The 23,979-nt window shown below is 47.7% G+C and carries 17 protein-coding genes; 6 read left to right on the top strand and 11 right to left on the bottom strand.

Annotation, left to right across the window (positions count from 1 at the left end; all coding sequences use genetic code 11):
* Positions 1 to 37 precede the first annotated feature (37 nt).
* On the top strand, positions 38 to 616 hold the full coding sequence (locus J7438_RS21880) for a disulfide bond formation protein B (protein WP_209278229.1): 579 nt from the start codon (positions 38 to 40) through the stop codon (positions 614 to 616).
* Between the two features lie 143 nt (positions 617 to 759).
* Here J7438_RS21880 and J7438_RS21875 read toward each other — a convergent pair whose 3' ends face one another.
* Entirely contained in the window at positions 760 to 1,881 is a 1,122-nt protein-coding gene (locus tag J7438_RS21875; RefSeq protein WP_209278228.1) for an ankyrin repeat domain-containing protein, read from the bottom strand.
* Between the two features lie 423 nt (positions 1,882 to 2,304).
* Here J7438_RS21875 and J7438_RS21870 point away from each other — a divergent pair, with 423 nt between their 5' ends.
* On the top strand, positions 2,305 to 2,484 hold the full coding sequence (locus tag J7438_RS21870; protein WP_209278227.1) for a hypothetical protein: 180 nt from the start codon (positions 2,305 to 2,307) through the stop codon (positions 2,482 to 2,484).
* A complete protein-coding gene (locus J7438_RS21865) occupies positions 2,462 to 2,899 on the top strand; it encodes a hypothetical protein (protein WP_209278226.1) in 438 nt (145 codons plus the stop codon). The genes J7438_RS21870 and J7438_RS21865 overlap by 23 nt, the downstream gene beginning before the upstream one ends.
* Before the next feature lie 66 nt (positions 2,900 to 2,965).
* Here J7438_RS21865 and J7438_RS21860 read toward each other — a convergent pair whose 3' ends face one another.
* From J7438_RS21860 to J7438_RS21840, 5 genes are all read right to left on the bottom strand, one after another.
* Positions 2,966 to 3,499 carry a hypothetical protein gene (locus J7438_RS21860; protein WP_209278225.1) on the bottom strand — a complete coding sequence of 178 codons (534 nt, stop codon included), beginning with the start codon at positions 3,497 to 3,499 and terminating at the stop codon, positions 2,966 to 2,968.
* Positions 3,500 to 3,731: 232 nt separating this feature from the next.
* Positions 3,732 to 5,519, bottom strand: a complete 1,788-nt coding sequence (locus J7438_RS21855) for a sodium:solute symporter family protein (RefSeq protein WP_209278224.1) — start codon at positions 5,517 to 5,519, stop codon at positions 3,732 to 3,734.
* Between the two features lies 1 nt (position 5,520).
* Positions 5,521 to 5,805 carry a DUF4212 domain-containing protein gene (locus tag J7438_RS21850; protein WP_209200571.1) on the bottom strand — a complete coding sequence of 95 codons (285 nt, stop codon included), beginning with the start codon at positions 5,803 to 5,805 and terminating at the stop codon, positions 5,521 to 5,523.
* A 149-nt stretch (positions 5,806 to 5,954) separates the two neighbouring features.
* Positions 5,955 to 9,485: a hypothetical protein gene (locus J7438_RS21845; protein ID WP_209278223.1), complete on the bottom strand. Its 3,531-nt coding sequence runs from the start codon at positions 9,483 to 9,485 to the stop codon at positions 5,955 to 5,957.
* Positions 9,486 to 9,861: 376 nt separating this feature from the next.
* Positions 9,862 to 10,617 (bottom strand): enoyl-CoA hydratase-related protein, encoded by a 756-nt coding sequence (locus J7438_RS21840; RefSeq protein ID WP_209278222.1) that lies wholly within the window; start codon positions 10,615 to 10,617, stop codon positions 9,862 to 9,864.
* 386 nt (positions 10,618 to 11,003) lie between these two features.
* On the opposite strand from J7438_RS21840, the gene J7438_RS21835 reads away from it, so the two are divergent.
* On the top strand, positions 11,004 to 12,131 hold the full coding sequence (locus tag J7438_RS21835) for a hypothetical protein (protein ID WP_209278221.1): 1,128 nt from the start codon (positions 11,004 to 11,006) through the stop codon (positions 12,129 to 12,131).
* A 650-nt stretch (positions 12,132 to 12,781) separates the two neighbouring features.
* A complete protein-coding gene (locus J7438_RS21830) occupies positions 12,782 to 15,865 on the top strand; it encodes a DUF4116 domain-containing protein (RefSeq protein ID WP_209278220.1) in 3,084 nt (1,027 codons plus the stop codon).
* Here J7438_RS21830 and J7438_RS21825 read toward each other — a convergent pair.
* The gene (locus tag J7438_RS21825; RefSeq protein ID WP_209278219.1) at positions 15,847 to 17,370 is read right to left on the bottom strand and encodes a S1C family serine protease; all 1,524 of its coding nucleotides are present in this window, start codon (positions 17,368 to 17,370) and stop codon (positions 15,847 to 15,849) included. The genes J7438_RS21830 and J7438_RS21825 overlap by 19 nt on opposite strands.
* A gap of 204 nt (positions 17,371 to 17,574) precedes the next feature.
* Between J7438_RS21825 and J7438_RS21820 the strand changes: the two genes are divergently transcribed.
* Entirely contained in the window at positions 17,575 to 18,519 is a 945-nt protein-coding gene (locus tag J7438_RS21820; RefSeq protein WP_209278218.1) for an HAD-IIA family hydrolase, read from the top strand.
* 112 nt (positions 18,520 to 18,631) lie between these two features.
* Here J7438_RS21820 and J7438_RS21815 read toward each other — a convergent pair whose 3' ends face one another.
* From J7438_RS21815 to J7438_RS21800, 4 genes are all read right to left on the bottom strand, one after another.
* Positions 18,632 to 21,241 carry a hypothetical protein gene (locus J7438_RS21815; protein WP_209278217.1) on the bottom strand — a complete coding sequence of 870 codons (2,610 nt, stop codon included), beginning with the start codon at positions 21,239 to 21,241 and terminating at the stop codon, positions 18,632 to 18,634.
* A gap of 107 nt (positions 21,242 to 21,348) precedes the next feature.
* Positions 21,349 to 22,422 (bottom strand): LDL receptor domain-containing protein, encoded by a 1,074-nt coding sequence (locus J7438_RS21810; protein ID WP_209278216.1) that lies wholly within the window; start codon positions 22,420 to 22,422, stop codon positions 21,349 to 21,351.
* Between the two features lie 225 nt (positions 22,423 to 22,647).
* Positions 22,648 to 23,583, bottom strand: coding sequence for an LDL receptor domain-containing protein (locus J7438_RS21805; RefSeq protein WP_209278215.1), 936 nt, complete (start codon positions 23,581 to 23,583; stop codon positions 22,648 to 22,650).
* A 90-nt stretch (positions 23,584 to 23,673) separates the two neighbouring features.
* Positions 23,674 to 23,979: hypothetical protein (locus J7438_RS21800; protein ID WP_209278214.1), on the bottom strand; the 306-nt coding region annotated here is incomplete at its 5' end.

Raw genomic sequence — 23,979 nt, 5'->3', positions numbered from 1 at the left:
CGGAAAGCCAGAAGTAACTTCAAGAGGGATCCAACCATTGGCTGCTGAACAAAACCCCAATAGCCTCTTTCAACGTTTGAAAGACAGCCCACTGCAAACCATCCACGGCTGGCAGAGTTTACGAGTCACCTGGCTTATTATGTTTGCCACCGCGCTCTTTCTGGAACTGTGCGCCCTGGGCTTTCAGTATATTCTGCATATGGATCCCTGTGAGCGCTGCGTCTATCAGCGGCTCGCTGTTCTGGTGTTGATGTTTGCGCCATTGGTTATCATCATTTCACCCTCTCATCTGGTTTTCAGGATCACAGGCTACACTCTCTGGATTGCTGGTGCACTGTATGGGTTGAAAGAAGCCATTGCCCAAATGGCAGACTACGCCGAGTTTAATCCGTTTACTTCCAGCTGCAGCTTCCGCCCGACCTTCCCTTTCGACCTGCCTCTCTATGAATGGTGGCCCGCCATGTTTATGCCCACCGGACTCTGCGGTGCCGATGACTGGACCCTGCTTACCCTGAACATGGCAGAATGGATGGTCGTGATTTTCTCAATTTATCTGCTGGCAGCAGCGACCTGCATTATTAGCTCCCTGGGCTCCACACTCCTCAAGAAGTCATGAATAACATCGTATCAATTTAAAAATCGATGCCTTTTCACCGGCCAGGTAAAAATTTACTATTTTTTACCTGGCTGTGAAATTCTGTAATACATTTCTCGTCAGACTATTCCGCCCAGTAGCTATGTCTGAGCAATCACGGCACGTTAACGGAGACCACCCAACCGGCCGGGGGCGTTTGTCATAGAAAATACCGCGTGCATAAACTGCACGCAGTTGGTGTGCCCTTCATTGGTAGAAAGCCCCAGCGGGCTCAGACCATTTTTCGTTAAGAGCCTGATGTTTGCTCCGCGCTCCAGCAAGTGTTTCAGAATCTCAATATTGCCTTCTGAGGCGGCAACGTGTACTGGTGCCCAACCGTCCTGATCGGTGATATTGATACTGGCTCCTTTTTCGCTCAGCAGTCGTGCTGCTTCAATGTTGTTATTCCACACAGCCATGTGCAGGGACGTATCACCGTGGTCATTGGCTGCATCAATCTTCGCCCCATGCTTGATAAGGATATGCATGCAGTTGATATGTCCTTCTTCGGTCGCGAGGTGGAGCGGCGTATGACCAAATATCCCGGCTTTGTTGATATCTGCCTTAAAGTGGATCATTTGTTCCAGAAACTCCGGGTAGCCAGAAAAGGCTGCATTACATGCGGCCGTATAGCTCATGGCGTCGCCGTTATCAACATCGGCTCCACGGGAGAGCAGGTACTGCAGGCACGCCATCTGTTTCATTAACACGGCTTTGTGCAAGGGTGCATAACCGCGATTGTTGACGGCATTGATATTGGCTCCACCAATAATTAATGGCGGCAAAGAATCAATGTGTCCGGCATCGACCGCTTTATGCAGGGGAGTATCGCCGTGTTGGTCAGTTACCATTGGATTTGCCCCTGCTGCCAGCAGAAGATCCATGCACCTGGTGTGGCCACCGTCGGCAGCCAAATGCAGCGGAGTGGCAAATTGATACCCCTCAACTCCATTGATATCGGCCTGGTAACGGATCAGCAGATTCAGTATACGGTCATCACCCTGCTCGGCGGCGATGTGCAAGAGCCCGGTGTTGCAATCAGTACGAGCAGAATAATAGTGTTGCCGGGCCATTTCCGGTTCTTGCTCCACCATGGCCTGTACGGCCTCCCAATCTCCGCTGCAACAGGCGACCAGAGCCGGGGACTCACAATAACGGGTGGTTGGAGCTAACCTTTCCCCGGCCACCTGCACCAGCGGTAGAGCCTCCCCCGGACAGACAGCACAGTTTCGAAATTTAGGAAACACCGCCTGCCCGTCCAGGTGCCGGCGTATACATTCCAGGTGGAAAGTATGGTGGCAAGCTGTTTTGACTATTGTACGTCCGGCAGATTTTCCAACCGCGTCACTACTGCTGCCGGAATCGGTTTGTTTGGCACAGAGTAAACAGGTGGTTTCAGATGTAGCGACACCATTCATCATAGACAGCACACTCCTGAGTTATTCAACGGCAAGATTCAGTAAACTATGGCAGCTATGAACCGGAGATCGTTTGATCGTTTTACAGTAGCTATGATCGTTAAAAAACTTAATTCAGGAATAGCTCATCTGACCAGTATCTGCATGCCCTCACCACTTTATTAACCCAATCTAAATCTTTAACGACAAAGGCAAATAGATAAAATATGACAAATTCAAAGCCCCGAATTCATTAGTGTTGGGATAAGCAACATGTTCAAACAAATCAATAACGCAACAGCTCAGCCTGTTGTGTGGTCAACTTACACGGCAGAAGTATTGTGGGCAGATCCCCATATTGCCAGGCAAATGATGGCCTACCATCTAAACCCGGATATCAACGCCGCCTCCAGATCGTTTGATTTTATATTTGATCACATTAGTGATGTGTGACTTCTGTGCCCTGAACCCGTCACAACGTTCCGGGTTGCTGGATAAGTTTAAGTCGATACTGAAGCCGAATGGGGTGATTGCCCTGGATGTCTATACCTCTACACGGTTTGAGAAACAAACCGAGGACGTGGTACTTGCCAGAAACGCCATGAACGGTTTCTGGAGTGCACAGGACTACTGGTGTATCCAGTCTTCCTTCTTGTACAGACCTGAACTGGTCACCCTGGACAAGTATGTTATCTTTGAAGCACAACGGGAGTGGACGGTCTATAACTGGCTACAGCACTTTACCCCTGACATGCTGCGCAGTGAGCTTGAACAACACGGTTTGGAAATTCAGGCCACATACAGTGATTTGCGCGGCAGGCCCTGGACTGATGGTGATGAAATGGCGGTAGTCATTGGTCTTAAATAACCATCTAACCATCGTGTTTATAACAGGGGCGATGACATCGCCTCTGTTAAAAGTTCCATTGATGGGTTAATTGCTCAATTCAGCAATGGTTCTCAAGGTTTCCAATACGCCTCGGGCAGCTTCCCGGGCATGGTCATTCACCGGCTGATACCTGGGCTGATAGAGGCAATTCAATGGCCGGTCATAAACTGGCCTCATCTCATCATGAATAATGTTATGGTCCTGATAGGTCAGATAACGGGTTTCCAAAATGATGCCACTGGCCGGACCACCCAGTTTACACATCGCCCGGCCTGGCTCAAGCTGCTGAATACCCTGGGAAAAGGTATCATAGCTGAATGAACGCCTCAGTTTATTCAATCGCCAGTAAGTCGAGTCATTCACGGCATCTATTTCAACCCCGTCAACCGTCAGCTTGAACTGGCCTTCCTCATTCGACATCACATTGGGATCAATCCCGGTGCCGTAGAAATTAACCTCTTTAACCACCTCATCGTCAAGATAGTACTTCATACTTAACAACAACTTATGGTGATCATCCACGGCATTGGCCAGTGCCGACAGCAAAAGCAGAGATAGACAAATAGTTCTTGAAACCACGCTGGTTACTCCATAGGAAGAATATAACGACTGGCAGTTTAGACACCTATAAAGCACTTAAGTTCTGTATTTGGGAAAATGAATATCAGGTGCAACACAAAAATTGCCAGAAAATGATACCAGCTACGATAACACCGGCTGACTGCAACAGAGGCGACCAGGATCAAAGAATCCAAAAAAAAGCCGCGTTCCAACGGAAAGCGGCTCTGGATAACTTATCGGTTCAGTGGCTTCATACCCGAACTGTCTCACCCTCCTCTACGGGCTCTGATGCTGTCCCGCCACGGCGGGGAATACGAATATCATCCACCATATCCTGCACCGCTTTGGGTGGTGCTTCCGTAGCATGGCAAACCACCAGGGAGACCGCAAAGTTGATCAACATACCCAGGGTACCAATGCCTTCTGGTGACACGCCGAACCACCACTGTTCCGCGGTTCCCCCCAGGAATTTGAAGTAGATAATATAAGAAGCCGTAAACAGCAGGCCTGTCACCATACCGGCAATCGCCCCTTCACGGTTCATCCGCTTGTAGAAAATACCCAGAAGAATCGCGGGGAAGAATGAAGAAGCCGCCAGGCCAAAGGCAAAAGCCACCACCGAGGCCACAAACCCTGGTGGGTAGATGCCTGCCAGACCGGCCACACCAATAGCGGCAGCGGCAGCGATACGGGCAGCCAGCAATTCCTGCTTATCGGTAATGCCCGGCATGAGATTCCGCTTCAGCAGGTCATGGGAAATGGAGGTGGAAATAACCAGCAGCAGGCCAGCTGCGGTAGAAAGAGCCGCCGCCAGACCTCCGGCCGCTACCAGTGCAATGACCCAACCGGGGAGGTTGGCGATTTCAGGGTTGGCCAGCACCATAATGTCACGATCAACATACAGTTCATTGGCGTTGCCAGTCTGGTTATTGCTGACCAGTCGCTCACCACTGTCACCCCGTGCGTCAATAAACGACGGTTTACCTTCAATGGGAGCACCCGGATGATACTGAATTTTACCATCGTCGTTTTTGTCGACCCAGGCCATCAAACCAGAGTTTTCCCAGTTGGCAAACCACTCCGGCAGCTGCTCATATTCAGCTTCAGAAACCGTCTGCAGCAGATTGATACGGGCAAAGCTGGCCACCGCTGGCGCTGTGGTGTAGAGCACAGCAATAAACAGCAGCGCATAACCGGCCGATTTACGGGCGTCACGCACCGTTGGAGTGGTGAAGAAGCGCACGATAACGTGGGGTAAACCCGCAGTACCGACCATCAGAGCCATGGTAATAAAGAACACGTCAATGGTGGACTTGGATCCATCGGTATACTGGGCAAAGCCTAGTTCCTGAGAAAGGCCGTTCAGTTTCTCCAGCACCGAGAGCCCAGTGCCTTCAACGTCACTGCCAAAGCCCAACTGGGGAATCGGGTTACCAGTGATCATCATGGAAATAAAGATCGCGGGTACCAGATAGGCGAAAATCATCACACAGTATTGCGCTACCTGAGTGTAGGTAATGCCTTTCATGCCCCCCAGCACAGCGTAAACAAAGACGATACCCATCCCGATCATGACCCCGATATTGATATCCACCTCCAGGTAACGGGAGAAGACAATACCGACGCCGCGCATCTGTCCGGCAACATAGGTAAAGGAGATAAAGATAACGCATATAACAGCAACCACCCGGGCGGTCTGGCTGTAGTAACGTTCAGCGACAAAGTCCGGCACAGTGAACTGGCCAAATTTGCGCAGATAAGGCGCAAGGCACATGGCCAGCAATACATAACCCCCGGTCCAGCCCATCAGATACATGGCCCCGTCACGCCCCATAAAGGAGATAATACCGGCCATGGAAATAAAGGAGGCCGCCGACATCCAGTCCGCTGCGGTTGCCATACCATTGGCGACGGGATGAACGCCGCCACCAGCCACATAATAGTCTTTGGTTGAGCCAGCCCTGGACCAGATAGCAATACCGATATAGAGCGCAAACGATAACCCGACAAAAAGGAAGATCAGTGTTTGAGTCGCCATCTCACTCTTCCTCCTGAACGTTGTATTTTCGGTCCAGGCGGTTCATCAACCCGATATAGACAAAAATCAGAACCAGAAAGGTATAGATGGAACCCTGCTGGGCAAACCAGAAGCCCAATGGAAAGCCGAAAAAACTGATTTGATCCAGCTGCTCCACAAACAGTATGCCGCAACCAAATGAAACGGCGAACCAGATCACCAGTAAGGAAAGTAGTATGCGTATGTTCTCCCGCCAATAGGCGGCAGCTGCACTTTGATGATTACCACGGGAAGGATCAGCAGACATGAAAAGACGCTCCTGAAAGTATTATTGTTTTTCTTATCTTCAGTCACTGAGGACTGCCTGAGTCTCTGACAGTAACAAATGTGCGGACATGGGCATCTTAGACTTTAGGCTAATACCGGTGTCAGCACTTTGTCTCAACCCCGGCAGGCTTAAAATCTCTTAAATTGAGGCAGGTTATTGAAAGTACTATTTTTAGCCTGCTCCTTAAGATAGCTCTCAGCCTTTAGCAGAACAGAAGTATAGGATTTATCAGGGCTGTGCCCCGGCAGTAGAGATGATAAATATTCGTGGAGTGCCGCAAGATTAAGCCACTGCCTTTGAGCTGGGCTTATACTTTTCTCTGAACTCAGTGGGCACTGAAAATCATAGCTCCCACCTTCTCTACCCAAAAAAGAGTGGACTTTTTCAATCACCGTCTTAAGCAAGTATACTCTCCCATGTGCTTCCCCTTTGAAAAAAACAGTATTTATTCTTGCACTAATCATTAAATATCCAATTGCTTTAATCTCCTTTCTGATTCTAAGCACCTTTTCCATGACACTTTCATTTTCAGAGGGTTCATAAACACTTGCTGTTGCAAACAAGGTAGGAAACTCACCTGCTATTAAATCGTAACTACTTTCTCTCACAACCCCACAACCATTTTTTCCGGTATTCCTTGCAATGAAAAGCCTTGCCCTGGTAACAATAGCCACAGGTTCAACATCAACTTCCTCGCCAGCTGCGGATAATATTTGCGAAAGATAATCAAGCGCAAAAGAAATGATCAGGGCTCTTTTATGTGTATCATGCAAGCTGGGGAGACCAAAAATATTATTGCACTGCAGGTAGCTATCAAGCTCATTTGGATGGTTGGAAATCTCACAGATATTCTCTATGGCTTCTTTGAGAACCTTTAACCTTTTACTGGCTTTCGTTTTGCTTGATACATCCATTGTCCATATACCCTGCAGCACCATGGAAAGCATCTCGATTGCAACCTTGAATTCATCCCTTTCAATTTTATTTCTGATTGAGTTAGCCCGCTCTGCCAAATTCGGTGCAGCAGTATCCAAAACAGGCTTAGAAACAGTCATCAATCGTTGTTTCTTTATGGGAGAGCCAGAAAAGCCCGTTTCCAATGCTGCTTGTTCTCTTTTCAGAAAAGGCAAAGTTTGAACTTCACTACTTTGAGCAGCCGCTTTTGCCACTATTGAAAAATAATTTTGATCGAGTGTTGATGCATGAGATGGGTTATAGTCTTGAGAAAACTGGAGTTGATCAGTGAGTTTTTCATCACATTGTAATTCAAGGTCCATTGATTTGCAGGAATCCGATATAGCCAAAGGTGAATCACAGGATATTTTCTCACCTGAATCCAGCACTGAGACAGCTTTTGTTAAAGCAGCGATAGCAGCAGTGGTTTCTGCACTGGACTCCCCTGAAGCCGATGATAATAATGATTCATCCTTGCGATCCGATGTATTTGAGCCAGCATCATCGCATGCTCTTTCATTGTCAGCAGAAGCCAAAAGTAATGGCTTCGGAAAGGTCATGACAATCCTGTTAAAACGTCCTGGCTCCCTCAAAGACTCCCTGACTTCAGTCTTGACATAGAAACATTGAGCCCCCCTATCAATGGGCTCTCCCTCAAACACAGGCTCTGGCAGAGACTCTGGTTCTCTGTAGATCCTCTCACCAAAGTGAAAGGGAAAATCAGATCTCACGGTCTTTTGCAATAATTTCAACCGGGCATCAAGCCGTTCAATAAAATAGCCAACATCCCTGCGAACCCACAACCTTCCAACATCGGAACTGGAATCAAGATAATTATTTAAAAACTGACACCAGCGCCACAGTAGTTGATTCTTATTCATAGTCGTTGTGTTTGGCCTTATCTCCTTTAGCCAAACTGTCAACTCCCTGCTTTGACTCCTCCACTTTAAAACAGCATCTTCAGGCCATGTATTTAACTCTGCCTCCATGGTGATGAATTTTTTGTATCGCTTTAACATTTTCAAATCATTAGCTTCAATTTCAATATCTGAATACATTGAATTCTTTAACCATCGATTTACCGAATCTTTTCTCAACTGATCAAAGTCAACCTTCAAAATCCTGACAAACAAAGGTGTAAAATTTCTGATCATATCTTTCCATAAGGCAAAAGACTTATTGGTTTTACAAAAGGCGGCCACATTAAAAGCCTTATCAGTTTTCGCATCATGAAATCTGTACCTTAGATAATAGTCTTCCAATGTTAATTTTCTGGCATGACTGACAATGGTTTTTTTTTGCTGATTAGAAAGAAGAGCCTGACTACCCTGATAAAACTTCAGAAGAACTGCGGGTAATAATGTTAACGGCACACTACCCACTTTGATATTCCCCGGAAGCACCTTTGCTTCCTTATTGATTTCACCTGCATCTTCTTTATTGAATGCCTGATAATCAATCAGAGAAATTTCCGAATCAGAATCTCTCACCAGCTGGATAAAAAACGGGTCAAGCTCATTGCGTTCTTTTTCAAAGGACAGCAACACCTTAAATGCTGTTATTGAGCAGCTGTTATAGTCTTTCTGGAGACATTCAGACGCTGGCGTGGTCAAAAAATACAGGTTATTGTCTCGAATATTTTGTACAGAATCAGATATAGCGGCAATGATAAAATTTCTTATCTCCTTAGCTACATAGCTTTCCGGCTGTATTGTTTCATGCAAATAAACCACAATTTTATTACCTGCCTGGATAAATCTGACGGCAATCATATGTGCAGCAGAATCATTCATAACAAGCATACTGAAAACAGCCTTACCTCTATCATTTGCAAGATTTTCAGAAACGTATTTTTTTAACGAATTTAAAGCGCTTTTATCACTGATACGACCACATTTAAAGACCGCAGGGCAGATTCCATGTTTTCTTTTAAGCACAGAGAGTTCTTCAATCGCTCTGACCGGAAGATGGTATTGTCCATTACTCATCGCTATATCTTTATCTTTAAAGTCAAGTCTCTCCTGAAGCAGAGGGTTCATCTGAACCGTTAGATCTATATTATGATAGGTAGCCACTATTTCCCAGTATGGTAAACCCGCATCAGAGGATTTATACTCCAATATCACACCTTCACCGGGTGATAATGTGATGAATTGCCCCTCCCTGTAATGAAGATTCGTCTTGTTATGATTTGCTAAACAGGGATGATAAACCCCAAGATAGCTGCCCTTCTTCAGTTTCTGGCTGGTTAAGCATCGTACCTCGTTTACATTGGAATGAGCAGACACTCCATCAAGCACAGTGACAACAGAAGAAGCATCCAGACACTCTGACTCTCCATTAACTTCCGTTGTTGGTAAATCAACATTATCAGCCATCATTGGTTCAAGATAACATTTAAATTCAGCATTATCATTTTGATCCAGAAGCAAGGTCATTACTCGATCAATAGATAACGAATGGTGTTTAGGATTATCGGTATACGTTATTCGTCCTACACTGTGCCGTTGTTCTAACTTTAATAAAGGCAAAGGGGGCAACAGTGGATCCCGAACTCTATTGGGGAGTCGCAAAACAACATGCGACAAACCATCAATCACATAGCGTGATTTGGATCTTTTAATATCACGAATTAATAAGGTGTCATTCGCCAGAACCGACTTTTCCAACACCGTCATTGGCTTAATAGTTGAATCAACAGGCAAAACACTAAGGCTCCTGAAATTTTATCAGTAAGAACATATTTTAGATAAACTATTTTTCTATTAGTTCACTTTGAAATTATTGATACTGCATTCCTGATAGCTATTTTGGACGTTTGATCAAGATAGAATGAGGAGCCATACCATTTGGGAATTAAAAATTTCGCTTGTTATAATAGCAGGACTATTCTGAGTCATCGGGTATTGCGGAGCATTCCAATGAAAATCCTGCTGCTCAAAATGGCTGCGCAGTTAACCTGCAGTAGGTAAAATGTTGATGACTGGCAGCTCCCGCACTGCTGGCTACCAGTGGCGATACCATGGCAACCAGAATCCTTATCAGGTGAGAACCATAACCATACTGTCTCAGTATACCTGACTAAGACTTACCGGAAAAAAAGGCCGCCATTACCTGTCGGGCTTCTTCGGACACCATTCGCTCAGCAAAGATGATCGCTTCATCATCAATGCGTTGTTGAACATCGCTGCGACGGTTCCGGGTAATCAGCTGTTTGGTCAGCAACAGTGCTTCACGGGGCTTTGCTGCCAGTTCTTTAGCTTTTGCCAGGGCAAATTCAAAGACTTCTTCATTGGCTATTACCGCATTGGCAATGCCATATTCATGGGCACGTCGGGCATCAAAGAAATCACCCAGCATCAGCAATTCTGAAGCCCGCTGTCGTCCCATAATATCCGGCAACAGCAAACTGGAGGCAGCTTCCGGCACCACAGCGAGATTCACAAAAGGCAAACGCAGCCGGGTGTTTTCCCCCACATAAACCAAATCACAATGGAGCAATAACGTCACGCCGATACCCACCGCAATACCGCTGGCTGCTGCCACTATCGGCTTTTTCTGTACCGCGAGCTGGCGCAGCATTTTTATGGCTGCCGGTTCTTCAGAGGTGTCCCGGGTCAGAAAGTCCTTAAGGTCATTGCCAGCAGTAAACATATCAGGCTGGGCAGCAAAGAGAATCACTTTAACACTGTCATCCTGATCAGCACCGATCAGTGCGTCAAGAATGGCTGCGTACATCGCAGAGGTCAGCGCATTCTTTTTCTCAGTGCGGTTGAAGCGTATCGTCAGGATACCCTCCTGCTGTTCGATCAGTATATGCTTCTGCTGATCTGACATGGCTCATACTCCCTAACACTTTATTGTCATTATTCTGTCGTTCATATTCTATTACAGCTGTTTGCCAATTGGCAGTAGAGAAAATAGCCATCTGTTGTGTGGTTAGCGGGGAATGGATTATAAGTGTTTATATAGGCTCCTTGCCTCTGCATCAGGGAGCATTCTGGTAGCGTTCTCTCTAATGCTCCCTTTCGCGCTTTACACAGGCAGGATCCTGATGGAGTATCCTTTTGCGCTCCCTCCGGCGCTCTAAACAATCGGAATCTTTACGAGGCTTCTTTTTTTGTGGAACTTATCGGTATCTGGCCGGTCGTAAATAAGGCATTGCCATGAATGCGAATATACCTACACACCAATTTACACAATAAATTCAAGGAGCACCTGCGATGATTCCACAATCCACCCAAATCCCCGCAAGCCCAATTACACCTGAGCTCAGCACCGCAAGCGACGTTCAAACTTCACAACCCCCCGTCCCCCCGGAACTAAAACAGCTTCAGGACTCTTTTGCCGATCGGTTAAGCCTGGCAAAAAGTGAGTTATCCAAGAGCCCTGAGGCGCAACAGGCACTCACCGAAGCACTGGTGGACCGTTTTGGCATTTTTCGCGACAGTGAAAGCGACAGGGAGAATAAAGAGAATTTCCTGTCCATTGCCCTGGCCCAGTGCAATCTTGCCGACCAGGGAGGCATTGAAATACTCCAACAAGTCGTAAGTCTGCAAAATCAAATTTCCGCCTTTATAAAAAAAGGGGGTGACTCAGAAGGCATACAAAACGAAGAACACCTTCTGGAAAATCTGGAAAAAGATCTGGGGTCAATCTCAAGAAAAGACAACAACGAGCGTTCCGGTTCCTTTACTATGGGCATTGAACGGCAGGGTTTTGTAGAACAGCATGTCGAAGAATGGTTTCCGGAAGACCTGAGACAGTCCGTTAAAGATGCACTGATCCTCCTGAAGAACCAGATGACATCGGGTGCCGATATAGGCCCACTCCCGAATTTCATCACGGAGCTAAAGTTTGGAACGGCAGAGGAACTGGCCTATTTTGCCATTTATTGCAAATCCCCTAACCACTTCCTTTTTACCAAGGCAGGGGGTGAATTTCTGCTTAAATCCGGCAAACTGGAAAGACATTTTGTCAAGAATGATCAACTGTCCACTGTATTAGCAGGCAAAATCCCGGAAGATAAGATGGAAAAGGTAATACAGGCATTATCCCGCCCGGTATCAGAAATGAGCACAGAGGCACTGGTGCTGGCTGCAATCATCACGCCCTCCTCACAGGAAAACCTGAAGTCATACCTGAAAGCTGCCCAGGTTTTGTCGCTGAAAACACAGGCGCAGAAAGACGATCCCGATCTTTCAGATAACACTGCCGTGGCATTGGCACTAGAGCGCAGTGATGCCATGGTTCGAGGACACTATAAAAGTGGCGCAGCCGCCCAGAGTGCTGCTGATACGCTGCTTAAAAGCTTGACACCACTGCCTGAAGATATAGCTAAAATGGCCTGAATTTGCCGGTGCTCCCCTTGCTATCTTAAAGGGGCGGCGCTTCCCTGAGAGACTTGCTGAGAATAGCTACCTGCTGAATTTCCCTGCTACTCATACAGCCTCACCCCTCGTTCCCATGCTTCCCGTGGGAGTGCATACCAGAGTCTGCCGGTTATGAAAAAATCTGTTTATACCCGGAATCATGAGAGTTAATGGAGAACAACAGACGCCGGGTATGTATTCCCACGGGGACCATGGGAACTAGGAGGTTGACCGAGAATAGCGCCCGTAGCGAGGATGGCAGAAAATTGAGGATAAAAAGTCGGAAATTTTTAGTGAATAGTGGTTCTATTTGCTAAAAATTTCCGACTTTTTAGACCAATTTGCTGCCACCGCAGTAGGGCAGTCTATTCTCGGTCAGCCTCCCAGGTGCCTGTGTATGCATAACAACGCCTGGCTGCACTTTATATAATGGCGATGTAAAAAGCTATGAAAGCCAGCGCCTTAAGGATGAGGAAGATGGTGGTGTCCGTGTTTCCGGCTGCCCCTTGTTTTTCACTCGCTATTTCCAGATGCAACTATGATTTCTGGAATTTTTTGCTAACTTTGTGGTCATAATTTATTTCAATAACCTATTAACAGAAAGCGTATTATTACAGGGTTGTCAGAAAATGAATATTTCAGGGAGCCCATCTCCCACTATTGATCAAAACCCGAAAGAAACTCGGGAACATCAACCCCAGCTGATGGATCAATTCGGGAATTCATCAGGTCAACTCTGGCGCAAACACATTGTTAGAGAGGCTTCAGGGGCTTGTGTACAGAGCGACTTATCCGTCGAAAATACGCCTTATCCTTCTGCCAATACAGCCCCCCCTATGGCATGGTCCCGTGTGCAAGCCTGCCGCGGTGCCACCCATGACCTGCCACAAGGCAATCTTGGTGATGAATTAAAAGCGTTGCTGCAAACAGTTGCCGAATGCACGGACAAACAGCAGCCATTGCCCGTCAGTGACTATAAAACATTTATCAAATACTTCGGGGAGTTACCGCCCGGGGCCAGGCCGGATCAGCTTGATAGTGAAGATTACTTTTTAAAAATCAAAAAGGATCCTGGTTATTTTAGTGAAGTACCCTTGGAAAAGTTAACACCAGAAATGTGTATACAGGCATTTGTAAAAGCGCCTTATTCGAATATACAGCACATACCCGACAGTATGAAAACCAACGAGTTGTATCGAGCTTTGGTCATTAATGTGTTTGATGCCATTAGTAATGTACCTGGTGAGATAATCAAACAATGGCTGAACGATGGTTTTTTTGACTTCCTCCTTGAAAAATATAATGGAGCCATTAAATACATTCCCGAAACAGCAAGAACTGATGCACACTTTGAAATGGCCTGCAGAAAATCCCACGTTGCGCTGAATTATTACCCGGAGAACAAGCCCGTTAGTGACCGATTATTAACCATTGCCATCGAACACACCGGGGCCCTGAAATTTTACCCGGACCATAGAAAAACAGCAGAACTTTGTGAGGTAGCCTGTCGACGTAATGGATTAGCATTAGAGTATGTTCCTGAACAACTGAAGACCGCCGAATTATGCCAACTGGCTGTTGATAATAATGCCAGAGCCCTCGAATTCATTCCGGAAGCCGTCAAAACATTCGATATGTATCTGGCAGCTGCTAAAGGTGGAAAATTATCCAAGACGCTTCCCAAATTTCTAACGGAAACACAACGAACGGAAATATACCGTACTGCCTGTACCAGTGGATACTCAGTATTGGATGCTATTCCAGAACAATATATTACTGATCATTTCCTCAAATCAGTCATTACCAGCAAAGAGCATAGGGCCAACCCTCTTAAGTTCGCTGCAGTTGACAATCTTTCAAAGTGGGTAGGTGATGATAAGGCGTCTGAGCTGTATGCCCTGGCCGTTAGCCTGTCTCCCGAAGCGCTGCGATATGTACCCATCGACATTAGAAAGGGAGCAATCCTTGATGCGGCGTTAAAAAATAACCTGTCGGCATTCCAACATGTTTCCCAGGAACACCTGAGTTTCAATGAGCGTTGTCTCATGGCAGCCGTTACCAAAAAGATCGTTAAACAACCTTCATATTCGAAGGAGAAAACCCTGTTATTCAGATTGATCAAGCTTAATAAATTACCCTATGTACCAACGGATGTTCAGTTGCAGTTTTTAACCTGTCCCGAGATTTCACTGGAAGACAAAATAAGCTTCATTGAATCATTAGATGCCCCGACTTATACCTTTCCAGACAGGGTCCTGGCGGCACCACTGATCAGCCAGCAGTCTCCTTTACCGATCTCATGTACCAATCTATTTTTGATACCCCTGATTTCAACCGCTCACCAGGTTACCGGATTTGCGCTGCCCAATGCCGTTGATGGGGAGCACGTCAACCGGTATATCGCTGAAAATATGCCGTCATCGTTCGGGCTGAAGGATGTCCCCGAAGAACTTGGCCAGGCAAACAAATCAGCAATCCGGATGGTCGGTGGGCGGACGATGCAATGTCTGCAAGCCGGTGGCCAGGCCACCTATTTTAAATTCCAGAGAGCCGGGGAACCCCTTGAGACGCTGGCCAGGGAAGGCCTGCTTTATCAAGTCATCGCCAATACTTCCGAGCTGGCAGGTAAATTTAACAGTGTGCTACCAAAATACCGCGACTTTATGCAGCTCCCCCTGGGCAAAGACCTGGAGTACCTGATTAACCAGTTTGATGACCCGGTGGAGATCACCGAAAGCCATGGCCAGCGATACATCAATGTCTTTTGCTACACAGCACCCGTTGCCTATGCCCGGTATGCCCATTCGCCAGACACAGCAGAGGACTGCCCCTGGAAGCGCCCGGAGGAGGGCATCCTCAGGGCCTGTCATGATGCGGGTTACATGACCAGCATGGGTTTGGTGCCGACCAGTATGCTGCAGTGCCTGCACAACACTGAGGACGGCCGGGGCTGGGTCGCCTTGCATTCGGCCATGAATCTGATCACTGACAATTTACACGCTGGCAAATTAACAGCATGGAACACTCAGGCCACCGAAAAGATTGATTTTGGTCACTGTGGCATGCGTGACCTGGGTGATTATGAAACCTTTGGCCATATCCACAGCTGTTTACGGCAGAAAGACACGCTTGAAACCTGTTATATGCCCAAGGTCTCACAACGCATTGCCCTGGCCAACAGTATCTGCGAAATCATTGTGTCGGCGGTACTGGTAAGGTCACGCTTACGTCAGGGCTTTGCCGGCTATCACTACAAAAACCCTCAGGCACTTAACGAAACAGCCGCATTTGTTGAATTGGCCTGCAACCAGTTTTTGTTGGGGCTTATGCCCGCAGCAGCCACGCCGATCAGCCTACGGTTTCTCCTTGGACGGGACGATAACGAGTATCAGGCCTGGCTTGTCCGGGTCGCGCAGGAAATTCTCTACTGGACCGCATTGCAGCCGGATGCACCCGGGTTTGCCCAGCTCCCTCTGGGTGAGTATGACCCGACTGACTGCTATATGAACCACATAAACGATCAGCACCTCAGCGAAGCGCTCTACCCTGATGACGCTTATACCTGCACACGTCACGCGAATTTTTATGATATTTATGGCCGGTTAATCCTTGGAGCCGATTTCTCGACATTTCCACTGATATCGTTAATGAATGGGCTGACCAAAATGTGTACTGATATACTGAAGCAGCTGAATCATTCAGGCAGGCGATAAAATGTTAAACATTCCTTTGCAGGTATTACCATCTGCAGCTCTGCATTTTTTGTCCGGAAGTTTTTAGAGCGATCATGCTGAATACCGTTAAGCAACATGACCTCCCCATTAACGATATCTGCCAGGTGAGTATTCAAGACAATTTTCTCCAACCCCCTGTAGCCGGTGTTGAGTTCCAGAAAATCCTCCTCTGTCGATTCGATCAGGTTGACCAGCTGCCTGAGGTTTCTGACTTTTTCCGAGCCAACACTGTCAACCCTTCTCAGAAAGATATTGTGATAACCCCGGTTGGCCTCATGGGGCAAGACTTTCAGAATGACAACCACTTCATCTTCATTGGCAAACCGGAAATTATTGAGCAATACCGGCGTCAGGCCTGCATAGGAAATCAGGTCATGTCCAGCCCCCATCAGCAGCTCCCGGGTCACTTTGGTAAACACCAGTCCCTGATAGATAAAGTATGAAGGAGCAGACTGACCATCAAAGCCGAGCAACAAATCATTATTGACCGGCTGAGAAAGCGTAACCGTCAGATCCAGCACCTGTTTGTCACGAATAACCCGAACGCCAAGCTCCTCTCCAACCTGCCGTGAGTGCACCACATAATCCATGGAAACCCGCTCACTGCCCCGGAACACAATGGTTTTATCATGGCCAACGGCATACCCATCCAGCTCCAGGATAACATCATCCGGCTGCAGCACACCGTCAGCCGCAGAACCCGGTATGACATGGCGAACCAGAACGCCGTTGTTTTCTTTTACCCCATAGACGGTTTTAAAAAAGCCATTTTCAAGCTCTTCCGTTTCAATCCCAAGGCTGGGAATCCCACTGTAATGCCCGTCAGCAATGTCCTGTAAAAAGTGTCTTATGATATTTACCGGCACAATATGGGCGATATTACTGGCTTCGAAAGGACTGTACCCCTGCATTAACACTCCAATGATCTCGCCATTAACCACGGCAGGGCCGCCACTGTTGCCCGGGTTACTGGCGGCATCAATTTGCCCGGCCAGAAATGAGAAGCCGGAATTACTGTAAGGTTGATATTCCAGACGGGACAGAACCCCCTTGGTTGCACTGATCGTATCGCCACCAATGGGATAGCCAAGCAGCATCAAATCCGTTTGCAGAGGGGGCAGCTTACCCAGGGGAATAGGGGTGGTACCGCTGAAAAACAGCGCATTCTCATGGTCATGGAAGGGGACCAGCAAGGCCAGGTCCAACTCGTGGGAAACCCACAGGGGCCTGAGTTTATAACGGTCCGTCTGACCATTTTTCCTGCCTTCAATATAGGTATGGGCACTGACTACATGGCTGTTGGTCAGAACAACCCTCTGGTCACTGTCTGGCAACTGGATAATGGCACCGGAACCATACTTCTGCCTTGGGCCAACGTTGCTCCATGGATTCTGGTGGTCATATTGGTTGAATGAGGTATAGATTTTGATGATCGAATCCCTGACGCCCTGATCTTCTGAATATACCGGCAAAGACTGCGTCATTAGCGGACCGGCCGTATTGCCATATATCGAGACGGCAAGCAACAGAAAACAAAGGGCTTTAACAATGCAATTCAGCCTCACAACCAAACACCTCAAGGGCTAAAGAAAGAACATTTCAAATTAGCACAAAAAAAATATCCTGCTTGTATGGAAGGCTTTATAGATATTTGCCTGTCGGACATCTGATATAATCAGGTGCATTGAATGACGTTCATTTTCAGCATCAGGCAACGCTCTATGATTGTTCTTTCTCCCGACTCTTTGAACGAGATATACGCCCGTCATCCTGACTGGTATCCAGCCATTGCCAACCCGCAGTCTGCCCCGGTGTTTATTGATAGACTGGCAGATATCATGGCGCAATTTGACCTGATCCTGCTGGACTCCTTCGGTGTCCTCTGCCGGGGTAGCACGCCCATTGAAGGTGCCGCTGAGGCAATTCAGCAGCTAAGGGCAAACAATATCCCATTCTGCGTTGTTTCCAACGACACCCTGACCAACCGATCCGTTGCCGCAGAAAAGTATCAATCCCGGGGGTTTGATTTCACCGCAGATGAAGTACTGACCAGTCTGGATATCACTGAACAGTACCTGCAAGGGCTCACGAACCGTAACCGTATTGGCGTTATTGCACCATTGGAGCACCCTTCCAACCATCTGCTGGAAGGCATGGTCCGGCTGAATGGCTGTAATGGCGAGATTCCGGAAAATATTGATACCCTGCTGTTTCTGACCGGTGCAGGCTGGACGGCAAAAATGCAGGAAAACATGGTCACTACGGCCAATGGGCGTCAGTTTGAACTGCTGGTCGGCAACCCGGACATCGGCGCACCCCATGGTGACCATGTCACCGCAACACCGGGTTACTTTATCGCTGACCTGGTAGAGCAAACCATTCAAAAGGCAAAACCTGTGCTGTTCGGCAAGCCCGATCCTGTCATTTTTTCAATGGCTATCAAGCAACATCAGATTACCAACCCATCCAGAGTCCTGATGGTCGGGGATACCCTTTATACCGATATTCTGGGAGGCAATGCCATGGGATTCAAAACATTGCTGCTGCAGTGCGGGGTTTACCAGAATGAGGATATTATGGAAGTCATTGCCAGCACGGGAATAAGTCCTCACTTTGTAGCGCCGGGCCTGTAACGTACTGAACATCAGGGAATGGTTTGACCAGCGAACCATCCCTGATAACGATCATCAGACGACATAACATCCCGGATGATGGCTTCTTTCATCCCACGAGGCGTGCGAGACATTATTCATCACCATCGTTGTCCGATTGTTTTTCATTATTCAAACCCATTTGAATTGTATCCAATCTTTTTAACGCTTGACTAAGTGCTGCATGCTTGCTTTTCAAATCAGCAGACTGGGTTTCAAGTTCAGCAGACTGACGTTCAAGACTACCCATCTCATTCTGAATATCCTCCAGATCACCGCCTTTGCTTGTGGCTTTATCAAGCTTTTTCTGACACTTTTTAATGGATTTTTGATTAGAAGCATGCTGCTTATCCATAGCGGTATATTGCACCTTCATGTCGGCACACTGCCCTTTGGGATCTGAATATTGGTTAACCAGCTTAATATCCATATCGAATTGAATTTTATAATACATGTTTAACGCTTTATTAAAATCCATATACTCCTGTTTTAGTGCATCAGATTGCCTGGCAATGTCAGCAGACTCTCTTTTCAGGTCATTCATTTTATTCTGAACATCCTCAAGAGGTTTGCTTTTATTTTTACTTTTGCCTTTATTTTTACTCTCAGCTTTATCAAGCTTTTTCTGGCATTCCTGAATCGATTTCTGAACAGAGGCATGTTGCTTATCCAGGTCGTTACACTGCTTCTGCAGATAGGCACATTGCATCTCCGGATCTTCATAACTGGTGACCAGCTTGATCTGATCATGTACCGGCTTCATCGATTCTTTGAGCGTTTCGGCCCTGGCTAACACTTTTCTGTGTTTGAGTACATCAACACCATCGCTACCATTTTCCTCGTAAGCTTCCATCACTTTATTTAAATGTTTTCTGTCATCCCTTAAATCTTTACACTGCTGTTCATAATGCTTTGCCAATTCTTTAAGCTTGTTACCAACATTCTGTTCCCGGGCATTGAGCGTATCCAGCAAGCCCTTCATATTTGTTTTGAAGTTCGGATGCCCTTTCGTTGCATTTGAATAACGTCGAAATGTTTGTGAGAGATGTTTTGCCAGCCATTCAAGCCTTAATTCTTTACGGAAACCACGCACAAACTGCGGATCTTTCAGGTATTTCAGCGTTTGCAGATACTCCCTGTCATTGAGATGCTCCATATCATCCAGCTTGTCCAGATACTCCAGATATTCTGAAGAATCCCGATCTTCCTGATAACCCACTTTTTCCAGATGTTTTTGCAGTGCCGGGTGTTTTTCCAGGTGTTCCTGTGCTGCAGAAGACCCCATACCTATTGTTTCAACGGCTGCTTCAAGCGCAGAAACATACGCACTGTCGTTAATGTATGGATCAACCAATGGCTCACTGCCGTTATGTCCCAGAATACTCAGTTCCTCAAACAAAGTGGCCTTTAATGTCTGGATCTGCTTCTGTAAAGCATGGGTTTCCTCCATTGCCTCCTTTGCCCACTGGGCCCTTTCCAGTTCTTCCACAAACAATTTTTTTGCGGCAGCATATTGGCTGGCGGTGGATAACGACACTTCAGACTTAAGGCTTTTCACCAGCTCATCAGTACCGTTGAAATCTCCTTCAACCTTTGCCATGACAGGATCCATTACAACATCTTTTACAGGTTCCGTTTCCGGTGATTTTTGCTTTCGTCGTACCGGGTGAAGCGGTCTTTTCTGGTGAATAGCCCGGTCTACCATTTCCTGAATAATCTTACCCGCTCCCAGCTTTACCGACTCCACGCCTTCTTTCCAGGGTTTCTCTTTCAGTTCCTGTTGCAGTCTCTTTTTTCCCTTTGAAATCCCCATGGCGGCCTTGCCACTCACCAGATAATGTGCAATTTTACGATCATCATCATGGGTATTTTCGGCATACACCGCCTCAAGCCTGTCAAGCTCTTCTAAATGCTCACTTTCCCTTCTGCCTTTATATTCATCCAGTTTTTTTACTGATTTAGCCAGGCGCTGACAGCCAGCAAGCAACTCATCATGATTTGGCAGCCTGGAACCAGGGTCAGAGTTCGACCGTTGATTGGCACCGCCTTTATCAATGCCCGTTTTTTGCCTTTGTCGTTTCCTTTTTTTAGATACCTTTTTCAGGGGGCTGGTACTTTCAGGTCGTGCCGGTAGTGGGCGCTCTTGTTGCAGATCTGGAGCATGCGCCCCGGTTTCGGCTGTGGGACCAGGCTCTATCGCTTGAATGGCCCGGCCAGTCAACGAGCTTGCGTCATCCTCAATACCGCTATCGTACTCTCGCTCCCGATTGCTGGCTTTGGGAGAGTGAGGCGGGCTATCAATACTTTCATCCTCACTGATACCCGAATCCTCAGCAACATCGGGGAGTTCTTCGCTTATCTTCCTGTCTTGATGTTTGCTATCCGCAGCAGAGAGGTCTTTTTTCATAGCCTCTTCTGCCTCACGTTGCTTTGCCCGTCTGCGCATTCTGGCAGAACTATAAGGACCTGACGCGCCAGTGCTGCTATCTTGTTTTTTGATATCTCTATTTTCAATCAGCGTGTCAGTTTTATCACTCAACTCATCTTGAGATACCTGACTCTTTTTAGCGACTTTACTAACCTTGGAAACCCGTGTCCCCCGGTATGTGGCGTTACTGCTTTCTTCCGTTGGCTTTACTGCACCACCTTCACTGCTTGAGGTATTACCCCCAACCGGTCTTTGGCCTTCAATCCCTGGTGGCATGTTTATATCCTGTGATTTTTGATTCCTGTATTCATCATCGGCTGAAATCAACTGGAGTTCATATCCAGGAGCCTGCCCACATTGGTATGGCATGGTTTTCCCGCCGGTCAAACCAAAGTCTCGTCAATGGCCTCTCTATAGGTTGGGAGCCCCCGGGTTGCCTGCTGGTAGGTAGGTGGCTCAGATGCCTGCTGGAAGGTAGATAACTCAATTGCCTGCTGGTAGGTAGGTAGCTCAGCTGCCTGCCGGAAGGTAGATAACTCAGTTGCCTGCTGGTAGGTAGGTAGCTCCGTTGCCTGCTGGTAGGTAGGCAATTCAGCTGCCTGCTGGTTGACGGCGGGCAAATGCATTGCCTGCGGGTGAACCGCCCGCTGAGCCTCCGGCCGTTGTCCAGGGCGCTCTGAGGCTGATGGCGTAATATCATCCTGGCGTGTATCAATCGGAACAGGCTGGTGGGGAAATCGGTAATAAAACGGCTTTACTGAGGCCATTTGTAAAAGACGACAGGTTGAGGCTTCAGGGTTGGTGGTCCGCAAAGCCTTAACGCTCAGATAAACAGCTCTACAGTATTTGCTCACTAACAAAGCACAGCACAGCCCTCCAAACATCGCGAAAAAAATGGGCATTGGCCGCACGGGGGACGAGGGTACAGAATCACACAACGCTTCGGCTTCATCGGAACCATCCGCGCAATCGTCCAGTGAGTCACAAGTCCAATTGATAGGAATACACTGTTTGGTATTGTTGCAAATAAAGTTATCCTGCTTATTCTCTTTGCATTGGCTCAGCCTTTCAGAGCAATATGTCCCTTCGTTTGACTTATCAGTGCAATCGAATATGACGTCACACACCCGATTTTTCTGGATGCATTTATCGCTGCACCGCACTTCTCCATCGAGACATGCCTGATTAGCCGTGACCAGCGCAGGTAATGCAGACAACACCACCAGGCTCTCTTTTAACCCCGGACAGACGAGACCAATCTCCGGTGAATCCATTATTTGCTGAAAGGCAAAACCTGCCAGATTGCGTATCAGGCTATTGCCGAGCTGAATGGCTCCTTGAGTGAACTGGCAGATCCGGTAATCAGACAGGGTGTATCCCCGGGTCTTGTTACCCGGGTATACCAATGGACTGGCCGGTACCGTCGAGACGGTTCTGCCATCAGCGGTTCTGTTCATAAAACTGCCACAACTGCAACAAACAGTATCCCGGGCAACAGTCTGTGGGTTGGTCGGGGATGATGGAAGCTGGGATATCGGCTGCATAAGTGTGAGGACCTGGATAGGGTGGATTTTTGAGTGATCTTTTGACCATCCGATAACAGCCAGGTTCACATGGTTTTTATGGCTCCACGGGCATGGCACAGGCTGTCCGGGTGGCAAGGCACAGCTCCTGCCAGCCGTTCAGACCCACAGCGATTTTTGCCTTTCCAGGGTGGTGGCTGTTGACTCCTGAGATTGGCCGGCCCGCGGTTCGGTCGACGCTTGCTCCTGAAACTGTCGGGTTCTCTGTCCGGTCATAGTTGGCAGTTCAATTTGGGCCGCCCTGTGGTCAACGGCCTGCTGGTATTGTCGAAAATACCCTGGCTTTTTCAGTGCCATAGTCAGTAGCTGACAGGTTGTTGCCTCACTGTTGCCATGCCTGAGCGCCTTGAAACTTTTATAGACACAGGTACCGTAAACAACGGTGAACCCAACGGCCACTGTTGCAGTAGTGATTGCTGCAATTATTTCCGGCGACAGGCCACAGGCGTCCTCATCGGATTGATCATGGCAGAAGATGGTGCCATCGCATACCCAGTGGGCTGGAATGCATGTACTGTTGTCACAAAGAAAGGGACGCCCTAATTGTTCGCACCTGGTCGTATTGCAGGATTTTTCATCCGTCCCATCACGGCAAACGCGTTCACCGGTACATTCCATATCTTTAGGAAAACAGGTAGGCAAGGAGGAGTTCAGGTCACAGGGCGAAGAGTCCATTGAGCAATTGAGGTTCCTGGCAGCCATAGTGGGTAACGCTGACAAAAGTACCAGACTCTCTTTTAAGCCAGGCCATAGCCTGACAACGTCGGGGGCACCGAGCATCTGGCGCAAGGCAAAGCCTGCGGCATTACGCATCAGGCCAGCATCGGCCTGCAGCGCTTCCCCGGCTAATGAGCACACCCGGTAGTCAACCAGTGATTTGATCACGGAACGGTGATCCGCACCTATATGCAGGCCAGGCTGTGTCGCGGAAACTTCTCGATCATTAAAGCTTGTTGTGCGGCAACAGTCGGTGCTATTAGCAACGATCTGTGTACAGGATGAAAGTAATGGTGACGCAGAGCCAGAGGTCAGCATAGATAGTAATTTCGGTTGTTCATAACCCGCTTTCAGACAACCAGTGTGTGGTTAAGTTCCCGGTTTTTACCATCAATATGCCCCGGAGCCTCAAGGTGTTCGATAGAGGCGCTTTAGTGAGAACCAGCCCCGGTTGAGGGAGGCAATATTTTCACTTCCGGGATACAACAGCCTGAACGTGCTGAAAACATGCCCGAGGCTTCTGGCCTGACAGACAATACCGAACAACCATTCAGTGATCTCAATGGGGGACAGGCTCGTGGTGACCTGTTCCGCAATGTTCAATACATCCACCTCAAAGTTTTCCGGATCCGGTAGCTGCTGGTATTGAATACCTGTTTTTCGGATGATGCTCTGCAGCAGCAAATCCCTTGCCTGGTTCAGGTGCGCAGCGCA

It is taken from the genome of Thalassotalea sp. G20_0 (assembly GCF_017744175.1).
GTDB lineage: Bacteria > Pseudomonadota > Gammaproteobacteria > Pseudomonadales > Endozoicomonadaceae > Endozoicomonas.
The sequence above is the reverse complement of the archived record's forward strand: the minus strand, read 5'-3'. Positions and strand labels throughout refer to the sequence as shown.